Raw genomic sequence first — 12,520 nt, forward strand, 5'->3', positions numbered from 1 at the left:
CTATATGAGCAATGAGCAGGCAGCTATACGAACTAGCTATTTTAGCATTGTAGGAAATACCCTCCTGGCATTGATAAAAGGCATTGCTGGTTTTTTTGGTAACTCATATGCGCTGATTGCTGATGCAATTGAGTCTACAACTGATATATTTTCATCGGTATTGGTATTGCTCGGACTCAAATACGCCAAAAGGCCTGCGGACGAAAACCATCCTTACGGGCATGGACGTATAGAGCCGCTGATCACTTTCCTGGTGGTGGCTTTCCTCGTAGTTTCTGCTACCATAATAGCTTATGAAAGTATCCAGAATATTAATACACCTCATGAGCTACCCAAACCCTGGACCCTGTTCGTTCTGGGAGGCATCATTCTCTGGAAAGAAATTTCTTACCAGATCGTTATCCGCAAAAGCAGGCAAACCAATAGCTCATCGCTGAAAGCAGATGCCTGGCATCATCGCAGCGATGCGATTACTTCCATTACCGCATTCATAGGTATATCTATTTCGCTGGTAATGGGCAAAGGTTATGAAACCGCTGATGACTGGGCGGCACTAGCGGCATCAGCATTTATTTTATATAACTGCTATCATATATTCAGGCCGGCGCTGGGAGAAATTATGGATGAACATGTTTACGACGACCTGGTGGAAGAAATAAGAGCAAAATCGCTGCAGGTGGATGGCGTTATGGCTACGGAGAAATGTTTTGTTCGTAAGTCGGGAATGAGGTATCATGTGGATCTTCATGCTATCGTGAACGGAGCCATATCGGTACGGGAAGGACACGATATTGCGCACCACTTAAAAGACTACCTTAAAAATAAGATTCCCAATTTAGGTAATGTGTTGGTGCATGTTGAGCCCAATCGTATCAATGAAGCCCCGCAAATGTGATAGCGGCCTGCCTGCGCAGGTTTTTCCATATTGTTTAAGTTGTTTTTGTATGCTGCAAATGACTCTTTATATATTAGCTTATATATACCTATTTTTGTATACAAAGATTCAAGACTAAACTTATAATGAGAACCGGTGATTACCAAACCCGGTGCCATCAATTTCAATAACAGGCTATGACATCCTTTTTTACGATAGTACTTTTTGTCGTTGATCAAATAGAATGACCGGAAGCTGTAATTACTATAACTCCTCTTCCCCTTCTCAACAACTGCTTCTCTACATGTCCAAATATCATCTTTCTATAATTTTCGTACTGCTTACATTCATTATCGCACTACCAGCCTGGGGAGAACTGTTAAGTGAACCTGCTGATTCGGGTAAAGTAGTCGCGGTCAATAAACTTGCTGAAGGATACTTCTATAAAAATCCCGACAGCGCCATACTTTTATGCTACCAGGCTTTATCGATAGCAAAACAATCAGGCATAGCTACAGAAACTGCAAAAGCGCATAATAACCTGGCGAAGGCTTATTACATTAAGGGCTCTTTTTTCGAATCATTGCTTCATACCGATTCGTCGTTAGCTATTATTAAGAACATCAACTACCCTACCGGCCTGGCTAATGCTGTAAACATGCGGGGACTGGTTTACCTGGGTCAGGACCGGTTTGACGACGCTATTGAGGAGTTTAAGAAAGCGTTGATCATTAATATGCGGTTGAAGGACAGCTTACGCATGGCTGCCAATTATTTTAATATCGGGCTGTGCCAGGGCGACCTTCAAAAATTTGATAGCGCCTTCCAAAACCTGGGTATGGCACTTTGGCTGGCCCGTAAAAACAAAAACGGTCATCTTACCCAAATGTCACTGAACAGGATTGGAGAATTAAACTATAATGCAGAAAATTACGCACAGGCTTTAGTATTCTATGATTCAGCACTATATTTTAAAAACTACCAGGATGACTGGGAAAAAAGTTTTGCCTATTCCGGCAAAGCGCAAACACTCTATAAGTTAAAGCAGTATGAAGCTGCATTAAATAATGCCCAACAAAGCTTTTATTTAGCCCAAAAATTAAATGTTAAGTGGGACATTGAACGGGCGGCGCATATCCTATCAAAGTGCTACGCAGCTTTAGGTAATTATAAAGAAGGTTATCATTATAAGGATATTGCCCGCTCGTATCGTGACAGCCTGCTAAATGAAAAGAAAGATAATAATATTAACTACCTGCACTTACAGGAGAAAAAAAGTGAAAATGCGGAGCTCGAAACAGAAATCGAGGTCAATAAGCAGGTCATAAAAAGAAACCGGATCGTCATAGTATTGGGTTCACTTTTTTTGATGGTATTAGTTGCAGTGTTGCTACTGTTAAAACAAAATGTAACCCATAAAAAAGTGCTTAACCGAGTGTTGGAGGAACGTAACGAAGAAATGATACAACAAAAAGAAAAGCTCCTGTCTATTAACAAGGTCAAAGACCGCATTCTTTCTGTGATCGGGCACGATTTGCGCAGTCCTTTTACCTCTGTAGTACAGGCGATGGAGCTGGTGAAATCGGGCGTATTAGAAGAAGCCGACAGAGATTTTATTTTCGAGAACTTTCATCGACAGGTCATCAGTGTTTCTGAATTGATCAATAATCTGCTGGTTTGGGCAGTAAGTTTACAGGCCGGAGCTAATACCCAACCGGAAAAAACGGATCTTACTGCTACCATAGAAAAAATTTTCACGTTGTATGACTCAGCTGCCCGGCAAAAGAAACAAGTTCTAAAACATCAATTCGGGAAGGAAGTTTTTATTTCAGCGGCTTCCACTCATGTACAGATCATTTTGCAAAATATCATCAGCAATGCCATCAAGTTTACTCCGGATAACGGTTTGATTGAAGTGAAGTATAGTTTTGGGCCGGATTATACCGCCATTCACATTTGTGATACAGGTACGGGTATGACAGAAAAAAAGCTGGAGAAATTGTTTCAGACTTCGGGCAGAGTGATATCACAAACCGGGACGAATGAAGAAGTGGGAACGGGTTTAGGGTTACTCCTGATCAAACAATTTATTGATGAAAACGGAGGGCGTATCGTGGTAAAAAGCCAGGTTGGAAAAGGAAGTGAGTTTGTTGTTTACTTCAGACCTTACGAGGAGCCCGAACCCCGTTCAGCACGCATTACGATTGCCTAAAACAATTTGAGCTGCATCTCATCTTCACCGTCTTTATCTTTTTCAAAATTGGAGAGACCTACCCCTAATAGTCGTATTCTTTTACCATCAACAGGTGCATTGTTCAAAATAATAACAACGGCCTGTTGTATCTCTTCAGTTTCGTTAATAAAACCAGGTACCGAAAGACTCCGGGTGATCAATGTAAAGTCGTGGAATTTAAATTTGACCGTTACAGTTTTACCTCTCAAACCAGAGCGCTGTAGCCGTTTGGCCAGCCTTTCGGTTAATATGCTTAATTCCGGAACCATAGTTTCCCTGTCAACCAGGTCTTCCTGGTAAGTATCTTCTACGCTTACAGATTTTGTTTCACGATGCGGCTGTACCTCCCGGTTATCGATACCGCGAACAATCTGGTAATAAAATTTACCCGGTTTTCCAAAGTATTGTATCATCTCCGTTTCTGACAGCTTTTTCAGGTCTGCGCCGGTATGCAATCCCATGGCCTTCATACGGGTGGCTGTTACTTTTCCCACACCATAAAACTTTTCAACTGCCAGGCCTTCCATAAATTGCTCAATGCGTGAAGGACCGATAAAGGTTAAGCCATCCGGCTTATTGATGTCGGATGCAATTTTCGCCACAAACTTATTAATGGAAACCCCTGCCGAAGCAGTCAGTTCCAACTCGTTTTTGATGGCTTGTTTAATTAGTTTGGCAATGTCGAGGGCTGAGCCAATATTTTGTTTGTCGCTGGTAACATCAAGGTAAGCTTCATCTAAAGATAGAGGTTCAATAATATCGGTATAACGATGAAAAATTTCCCTGATATGGATTGAAACGGCCTTGTAAGCATCGAATCGGGGAAATACAAAAATAGCCTGGGGGCAAAGGCGTTGGGCCGTTTTAGACGGCATAGCTGAGCGTATTCCAAACTTCCTGGCCTCATAACTGGCTGTTGCTACTACGCCGCCTCTTCCTTCAGGCAGGCCGCCCACCACCAGGGGTTTACCCCTGTATTCAGGAAAATCTCTTTGTTCCACAGACGCATAAAATGCATCCATGTCGATATGAATAATTTTTCGATGGGATTTTGCAGCATCCATTCAGGTAAAGCTTTCGTTGGGTGTCAATAACGCCAATGGACAAATTATTGCGAATGCTGCAGAAAAATCAGGCTGCCCTGCGTTCGAGCGCTTCAATAATATGCGCCAGTAATTCCTGGTCTATAGTGTTTTCATGATGAGATTCTGTTGCCACCACCCTGAAATTATGCTCATCATCTCTTTCAAAAACCAGTTCTTTCCCATCTATTACAATGAAGAACTTATAGGAATAAGCAAAAGTTACCAATCTTCCCTTCAATATCCGGTCTTCTTCCCTGTATCTCAGGGGCAATTCAAAATAATGTTCCATTTTAGAGCTTGCAAAAATAAGCTAAATAATTCAGTATAAAGCCTTAAAAACAAACTATAAATGGTAATTTAAAACTAAATTAAGAGTCAGGTAAAAAATAATTCTGCAATTCTAAATAGTTGATAAAAAGCTACTTACACTCATATATCTTTATATTTTATGCCAATAAAATGGCCTTTTATTCATTTTGAAAGTAAGGTAAAATAAAAGCTGTTTTCTTTATCTCAACAAACCGATACAGTTTCATGCCTTATCCTAAAACGCCTTTGCAGGAGGCACTATTAAACACGCTTTATTAAATACCATATAAGGAAGACGCTGACGAGCATAATACTAAAAGTAATACCTGTGATTAAGGCCGGTGAACAATGATAAGTGCCTGTATAGTGTGCGCTTTTAATGTATATTACCGGCTTGCCTGAAGAAGTTATATTTTATCCTCAAAAAATATTCGGGAACACATCATCATTAATTTTTAGTTACCTGTTTTGTTCTTTGATCAGGCCATTCCATCTCTGTGTATGGAAACAAGTATATTCGTGTATCCAAATGTATTGATAATGGAAAGACGGGATGCACTAAAATCGCTGGCCATGGTTGCCGGTGGACTTACGCTCGGCAACAGCACTTTACATGCGCTTGAGGGGGCCGGCAGCTCAAAAAAAGTATGGACTGTTGTCCATATAACGGATGTACACATCCGGCCCGATTACGATGCACCCAACCGTTTTAAAAACAGCCTGAGACAGATCGTAAAAAAACATCAACCTGATTTTTTTCTGAATGGTGGAGATTCTATATATGACGCTTCCTACAATAGCGTAGTGCGCGACAGAGTGCGCCAGTTATGGAATATCTGGGATGATTGCTGGAATAGTCTCGGCAAAAAATATGAAATCTACTCTTGTATAGGCAATCATGATCCCTGGTGGAAGGCACCCAACCAGGAAGACGAAATGTATGGCAAGCCTTATGTAGGTAAAAGATTAAATATGCCTCACCGATACTTCAGGGTTCAAAAAGGCAATTGGCATTTTATAATGCTCGATGGTAATAATAAGGGCATTATGCTGGATGAAGAACAGATGCAGTGGCTGGAAAAAGAACTGGCACTGATACCTGCCGATGATTATGTGGCCCTGATGTCACATTACCCGGTGCTGAGCGCCACTGTTCAGTTACAAGGTGGCGGACATAGTGATTTCCGTAAGTTAAAAGACTTGTTTTATCAATATAAAGATAAGGTAAGACTGTTTCTTAGCGGGCACAACCACTTGCTTGACGAAACCATTTATAATAAAGTAACCTACTGCAGCTCCGGCGCTGTAAGCGGTCATTGGTGGGAACCGGGAAGCGATGAATCTGCAGGACCAGGTTGGTTTAAACAGACACCGCCAGGTTATACGATATTAAAACTTTATGCTAATGGATCAGTAGAACATGACTATCATGCGCATGGTTTTTAACCAAATTAAAGTTTTATAGCATTATTCTTTTATTAACCCTTTCGTAATGAGGAGCCAGGTGTTCTTTCATGCCTTTTCTGAAATCTTCCGGTTTGCCTTTTTTGATCAACTCCAAAAGATCGCGATGCGTTACTTTGCCTACTTTGGCTTTACCGGTTAATTTCTGTTCTTCCTTAACCACATATTCAAATACTGGTAACAGTATATTTTGAAAACGGAAAAAAGTTTCATTTCCCGTCATCTGGTATAGCTTGCTATGGAAATCAATTTCAAATTTTAACCGGAAAGGTTGCTGAATTTTGTTTACTTCTTTTTCTACTATTTTTTCCAATTCTTCGATGCCTTTGGTGGTGATCCGTGCAAATAACAGGTCGGCCAGGCCCATCTCTAATACCAGTCTTAATTCAAACAGATCCTGTAAAGTTTTTTGATCCAGTAACAAGGGATCCATAACCCGTTCAAACCCGTTCATAATATCGGGCTCGGCCAAAATGGTTCCTCTTTTTTTCTTCGACTCGATCATGCCTAACATCCGCAGGCGACTTAAGGCTTCTCTGACTACATTGCGGCTTACATCCAGCGCCTCGGCCAATTCCAGCTCTTTAGGAAGTGCGTCTCCCGGCTTGAAAGCTTTTTTCTTTAAAAATTCTCTTAGTCGTAGTTCTACCATATCGGCCATTGTTGCCGACTCTATTCTTTGAATGTCGTTACTGAGGTTTCCATTAGCCATACGAAATATTGAAAATTTTTAATAAAACGAAAGTAAAATTATTTATGAATATGTAGGACAAAAAGAAATAGATGATATGGCACTTAACTTGTTGCTACCATTCTCTACTCTTCCTCCCCTAACAAATGTGTTCTTATCCAATCTTTAGATAACCGGCAGGCCACCACTTCCTTAGGGTTTCCCCTGCCATATAAAACCAATATTGATCCATCTTTTAAAACAGCTATATCTGAGTAATTTACTTTACCTTTCGCAATTAGCGTTGGCTGATACCAGCTACTGCCATCGTCAACACTGGCCTGTAACACCAGGTTTTGCCTGCCCGGGCCTAAGGGATAGCTGGAAAGCAGGTAACTGCGATTCCCGTATCGGATTATATTAAGTCCCATATCAACTGCTGTGAAAGCAGCTTTAGAACTTTCGGAAAAAGGACTCCAGGTTGTACCACCGTTCCTGCTAAGGGATATCAATCTTTTTTGTTGCCTGGCAACACCACTGGGTCTCGCGTCCATCAAAACATCACCGTTGCTTAAAGTAACCAGGCGACTTTCATTTCCCTGTAAACTATCCGATAAGGGGATATAACCACTATTCTGCCAGCTTCGGCCATCATCATCACTATACAAAGTTGATACTCCATATTTTCTCTGAAGCTGTGGATAGCTGATGCTGTGCCTGTGCCACACCTGAACCAACAGGCGGCCATTTTTTAACCGGATTCCATGACCAGGCCCGGGAAGATGAAAAGCTCTTTTGTGGAGATCGCTCTCAAATAAACCGGTTAAAGCAGATGGTTTTGACCATGTTGTTCCATTATCCCTGCTGGTTATATGATATAATACCGAAGAATCGTTATGGAAATTCTCTGCATATAACAAATGGATTGTTCCCTTTTGATCTACAACCGGCGTGGGATTGGCATAACAACTGCTTCCATTGCTTTTTACTACTATTGCTGAAGCCTGCCAGCTTTTGCCATTGTCGGTGCTTCGTTTTAATACGATATGATGGGGACTTGCATCGCCCGGGCTTAACCTGCCTTCTGAGAAGGCCAACACTGTACCATCCGCTGCTACTGTTAATCCATACACAAAATGCTCTTTAATTTCGTTGCCCGGTGCTGCCTTTGGCCAAACAACTGACTCAACAGGTTGTTGCGCCAATGAGGCTTTTACCACTAATATTAGAACTACAACAAGTAGACGGAGCATGCGTATGTTGAATTGTAGATGGCTTGGTTTAAATATCTTTTTCCTGCAGCATAGCGCCTGCTGTAAACAGGGTCTCAGCCGGGAAGGATACAAAGATCATTTTCTCGTAAGATTTCTTCTTGCCGGCTTCAATAAAAATGCCCACCCTGCCATTGGGTAGCCTGGTTAAGCTGGAATAGCCGCAAGGGCCGGCATATACCAATTTGCTGTTGGACCAGCTCTGGCAATTATCGAAACTGGTTTTTAAAGTCATATGCGTTCTGCCAATCGACACTGCTGGATTAAGAAACAGATATGCCGGTTTCCCCTGTACTGGCCCGAAGTTAAGAATACTTGCCTGGCAGATGGATTCGGTAAGTTGATAATCGTGACTTATCGGACTCCAGGTAGCGCCGCCGTCCTTACTGGTACTGATCGCCCTTGAAAATTTTTCATTATAAGAACGCATATTCATCATCAGCGTCCCGTCCGCAAGTTCGGTTACCTGGCTTTCGTTACATCCCGGTTTTATAGATTCGCTTTTCTTCCAGGTATTACCACGATCATCCGAATACAAAACATGAGCACCATATCCATAAGGTCCTTTCCTTATTTTACCCGCCGGGTCGTCGTAGCTATGATTAGCAGGTATCACCAATCGTCCTTTGTAGGCACCGTTTTTAACCTGTATACCAATACCAGGCCCGGTTGCATACCATCCCCAGGAAGTATCTCTTGTTGCCGCTCCCATGCTAACAGGTTTTGACCAGCTCAAGCCATCATCATCAGAATAGCATATAAAAGGTAAACGGGGCGATCTGGATGTTTTATTAACAATGGCTGTTTCATGATCCTTACCATCATTCCAGGAAGTTACCAGCCAGATGCGGCCTGTTTCCATATCTACAACCGGGCAGGGATTACCACATGTATTTTGCTCATCATTCCATACTACTGATTCTTCGCTCCATGTTTTACCATTATCCCTGGAACGCTTTACTAATAGGTCAATGTCGCCGGTGTCACCGGCCTCCCTGGCTTCACAAAACGCGAGCACGGTTCCTTTTTTAGTAACGATTACGGCAGGTATCCGGTAATTTTTATACTTGCCTTTACCCTTTTCCCAAAGTACAGACTTATGAATATAGGCGTTGCCTCCTTTCAATTGTGTATAGCCTGCTAAAGGCATCATTAATACTAGAGCAATCATCGTTATAATACCTGATCTCATCATTTTTTGAAATATTTAGTGGACCTTTAAAATAGTTCTATTGATTTTGTTTATATGCTTGCAGCATTTTTGCCAGCTTTTTTTCTGCCTGCTGATATTTTTGCTGCCCCGCAATGTTTACAGTTTCAACATGCGATTGTCTCATGTCATACAGTTCACGTGCTTCTATACTATTGGTACTTAAGTTGTACCAGAGTGTATACCTGAAATCTTTATCCCTAACGGTGTATCCCATATGAGTGGGATGCTGTGTGGTAATGGCTTTATACGGCCGGCAAAACTGGCTGTATGCTACATGATCCCATTTCATACCCGGATTCAGCAATAGTGGTGCTAAGCTTTTGCCACTTAATTTAGAAGCGGGTGCTATACCGCATAAATCGATCAGCGTGGGGTAAATATCCACTGCTTCTACTATGGCATTTGTATTACCTGTCTTTTGATCAATTGCCGGAGCCGACACTATTAAAGGGATACGTGTGTCCAGCTCAAAGTTCGTGGACTTACACCAAAGATCCTGCTCTCCCAAATGGTAACCGTGATCGCCCCATAATACGACAACGGTATTTTCTCTCAATCCTAAACGATCCAGTTCCTGCATGATTTTACCTATCTGCTCATCCACATAACTAATGCAGGCATAATAGGCACGCATCAGGTCTTGTTCTTGTTGTACACTCAGCGGACCCTGATCGGGAATATCCGTATACCCCCTGAGTTCCTGCCATTGATGAAAAGCAATGCCAGGTGCTGCTACAGGTCTTTCTTTAGCAGCGATGGTAGCAAAGCTCATGTGCCGGTACAAGTCCCAATATTTTTGAGGAGCACAAAAAGGTAAATGCGGTTTTTTTAATCCTGTAGCCAGAAAAAACGGTTCTCCCGATTCTTTAAAACGCTTTAATAATTTGATGGTTTCTCCGGCGATCTGGCCATCCGGATATTTTTCATCATCCCCTTCGGTAAATTCAAACGCATCGGCTTTTCCTCCCCTTTTATTTCTTTCAAGGAAGTACTCTTTATTACTTACAACAACATTTCCGGCTTTTGGTAATGACCAGGAAACAGTATCCACCGTCTTTTTTGTATTATGAAAGACCTTTCCTACCCCGATCGTGGTGTAGCCCGCATTTTTAAAAGCCTGTGGCAAAGTAACTGCATCAGGAACCTTATCCCTGAAATGAGTTACCAGGTCCGTAACACCTGTCTGATCGGGGCGAAGCCCTGTTAATACAGATGCTCGTGACGGATTACAAACAGCCTGCTGGCAATATGCGTTGTTGAATACGATGCTGCGGGCTGCCAGCCTGTCTATGTTAGGAGTGATCACTTGTTTATTACCGTAACATCTTAAATCCGGTCTCAGGTCATCGGCTACAATAAAGAGCACATTCATTTTCCTGTTGACCGCCTGACTATATGAGCCAAGGCCACCGATCAGAAAAAGAATAGTGAATAAATAGGGACGTAATCTGAATAGCTGCATTTAACTGTATTTATCTCCTGTAAATAATAATACCTTCCTGCGGGCTTTCTACCCCGCCCTCTCCTGCAACCACCATTTTCCCGTCATTGGCAAAAACTGCGTCCATATTGCCGATTGGTGATGCATAGCCCCTGTAGGCTGTTTTACTAAACAAAACTCCCGACTGCATAAATGAACTACCATTGTTACTGCTTTCAAATACAGTTGGTGTAACCCCATAGTTAGGGCCGTTGTATACCTGCGGATCTTTTTCCCTGCCTACCGGGTTAACCAGGTATAGTTTGCCGGCATTATCTTTTAAGATAACACCGCCATACATATGACCAAAGGTTGACGTTGCAACACCTGATCCCATCGCCACAGGCGTTGTCCAGGTATCACCGCCGTCACTGCTATAACATACCAGTTTGCTCTGTGGTGCGGTATTGCTGTGTGACAGGGTTAGCATCAGCCGATTGTCTGCCAGTTCAATTACCGAACCCGATACAATATTGGTACCGCCAATATTCTGGCTCTTTCGCCAGGTGGTGCCATTATCGTCTGATATCGCCATCTTAATGGAAGTACCACCGTAGATCAAGGGCATTACCAACCGGTTATTGTAGGCTGCAGATTGCAGTTGAATACCATGGCCCGCGCTGCTCTTTACAAATCCGCGGCTGATATCTCTCAGGGGAGCTGTAATATCAACCGGTTGTGACCAGGTAGCACCGTTGTCTGCCGATATTACCTGGTATATCGTTTGTTCTGCAGGATAACTAAAAGTGCCGTTGGCTGCTACGGTGGTTGTTAGCTTGTTATAATGTAAAATAATTTTGCCGTCAGCAGTTGAAACTACTTGCGGAAAACCATAAGTATCATTTGAGCCTTCTCCCGCAATCACTGTAATATTATCCTCCCATGTTTCACCATTATTGGCAGACCTACGCAATATAATATCCGTGTTGCCGACCGGCATGGTATTTTGCGCCACACGTTCAAACGCCGTTTGCGGCCTGGCTCTACCCTCTGCAAAAAGCAGCAGGTTGCCATTGCCAGCCTTTGCCAGCGCCGGCGCCTGTATACGTGCATACCCGTTTTCACCTTCATGCATAGCATAATTAACGGTGTACATATCGTTGCTCTCCAGGTAAAAATCATGCACCGTGATGAAATTTCTCCAGGGTCTGAGCATAGGAGTAAAGTAGTAGAGATTTTCTCTTGACAATTTAAAAAGGAAACATAATATGCCATTGATCTTCATATAAAACAGGTTGTCATGGATCACTACTTCCATTTCTGCAGGTACCCCCGGTACAATTACCTCGTTAGCTGTTGGCCAACCCAGGTCGGGGTTTACCGATGCACCAAGCTTTCCATACAGGTCTACGAAGAAGGTAGGCGCTACATTGCTATTACCGTCAAATCCAAATACGAAGCTACCCCCGGTTTCCCAGCTACGGCCGAGTTCAAGACCCGCCGCCGTGCCGCTAAATGTACCTACCGTAACTTTTGCATACATATAAAAGCTCTTCCCCTCTCCTACGGGCACAAAGTATTTAGACATAGCCCAGTTGTAAGTATAGCTATTGGGGTCGCCACCCAAATGGTCTGCATTGCTGAGCGGGTAATAGTTTCGGTGCGGAATCAGCCGCATGCCTGAATTCTCTTTTACCCATGATACCGTATCATTCATCGCCTTGTAATCGGTAAAACCTTTAAAGAGTATTTTGTCATGATCAGGCAGGCCATCCTTCATCAGCCAAACACCTGCCTGGCGGTTTTTATCGAACGGAAAGGGAAGCGAATCGGTTATATTAGCCCGGCTTGAATCCACGAAGGGTCCGGGAAAATCGAAGTGTTGCTCCTTATAACATCCGCTGGTTGATATCATCAAAAAAAGTGAACAGATGGGGATGATAAATATGATAAGCTTTTTCATACTATATATTTGAACCGT

General features: G+C 42.6%; 10 protein-coding genes. 3 read left to right on the forward strand and 7 right to left on the reverse strand.

Annotation, left to right across the window (positions count from 1 at the left end; genetic code table 11):
* The first annotated feature begins 4 nt into the window (after nucleotides 1-4).
* Entirely contained in the window at nucleotides 5-895 is an 891-nt protein-coding gene (locus ACLOAU_RS17245; RefSeq protein WP_427863148.1) for a cation diffusion facilitator family transporter, read from the forward strand.
* 283 nt (nucleotides 896-1,178) lie between these two features.
* Nucleotides 1,179-3,086 (forward strand): tetratricopeptide repeat-containing sensor histidine kinase, encoded by a 1,908-nt coding sequence (locus ACLOAU_RS17250; RefSeq protein ID WP_427863149.1) that lies wholly within the window; start codon nucleotides 1,179-1,181, stop codon nucleotides 3,084-3,086.
* Here ACLOAU_RS17250 and dinB read toward each other — a convergent pair.
* Both dinB and ACLOAU_RS17260 read right to left on the reverse strand, forming a co-directional pair.
* Nucleotides 3,083-4,171 carry a DNA polymerase IV gene (gene dinB / locus ACLOAU_RS17255; RefSeq protein WP_427863150.1) on the reverse strand — a complete coding sequence of 363 codons (1,089 nt, stop codon included), beginning with the start codon at nucleotides 4,169-4,171 and terminating at the stop codon, nucleotides 3,083-3,085. The genes ACLOAU_RS17250 and dinB overlap by 4 nt on opposite strands.
* Before the next feature lie 67 nt (nucleotides 4,172-4,238).
* Nucleotides 4,239-4,481 carry a hypothetical protein gene (locus tag ACLOAU_RS17260; RefSeq protein ID WP_427863151.1) on the reverse strand — a complete coding sequence of 81 codons (243 nt, stop codon included), beginning with the start codon at nucleotides 4,479-4,481 and terminating at the stop codon, nucleotides 4,239-4,241.
* Nucleotides 4,482-5,002: 521 nt separating this feature from the next.
* Here ACLOAU_RS17260 and ACLOAU_RS17265 point away from each other — a divergent pair.
* The gene (locus ACLOAU_RS17265) at nucleotides 5,003-5,947 is read left to right on the forward strand and encodes a metallophosphoesterase family protein (RefSeq protein ID WP_427863152.1); all 945 of its coding nucleotides are present in this window, start codon (nucleotides 5,003-5,005) and stop codon (nucleotides 5,945-5,947) included.
* A 13-nt stretch (nucleotides 5,948-5,960) separates the two neighbouring features.
* Here the strand turns inward: ACLOAU_RS17265 and ACLOAU_RS17270 are convergent, their stop codons facing one another.
* The 5 genes from ACLOAU_RS17270 to ACLOAU_RS17290 form a co-directional block, all read right to left on the reverse strand.
* On the reverse strand, nucleotides 5,961-6,677 hold the full coding sequence (locus ACLOAU_RS17270) for a FadR/GntR family transcriptional regulator (protein WP_427863153.1): 717 nt from the start codon (nucleotides 6,675-6,677) through the stop codon (nucleotides 5,961-5,963).
* Between the two features lie 104 nt (nucleotides 6,678-6,781).
* Complete coding sequence (locus ACLOAU_RS17275) at nucleotides 6,782-7,888, reverse strand: sialidase family protein (protein WP_427863154.1); 1,107 nt, start codon at nucleotides 7,886-7,888, stop codon at nucleotides 6,782-6,784.
* Nucleotides 7,889-7,916: 28 nt separating this feature from the next.
* On the reverse strand, nucleotides 7,917-9,101 hold the full coding sequence (locus ACLOAU_RS17280; protein ID WP_427863155.1) for a sialidase family protein: 1,185 nt from the start codon (nucleotides 9,099-9,101) through the stop codon (nucleotides 7,917-7,919).
* 34 nt (nucleotides 9,102-9,135) lie between these two features.
* Nucleotides 9,136-10,581, reverse strand: coding sequence for a sulfatase (locus ACLOAU_RS17285; RefSeq protein WP_427863156.1), 1,446 nt, complete (start codon nucleotides 10,579-10,581; stop codon nucleotides 9,136-9,138).
* A gap of 10 nt (nucleotides 10,582-10,591) precedes the next feature.
* Nucleotides 10,592-12,502 carry an exo-alpha-sialidase gene (locus ACLOAU_RS17290; protein ID WP_427863157.1) on the reverse strand — a complete coding sequence of 637 codons (1,911 nt, stop codon included), beginning with the start codon at nucleotides 12,500-12,502 and terminating at the stop codon, nucleotides 10,592-10,594.
* Between the last annotated feature and the right edge of the window lie 18 nt (nucleotides 12,503-12,520).

The organism is Paraniabella aurantiaca, assembly GCF_050309965.1.
GTDB lineage: Bacteria > Bacteroidota > Bacteroidia > Chitinophagales > Chitinophagaceae > Niabella.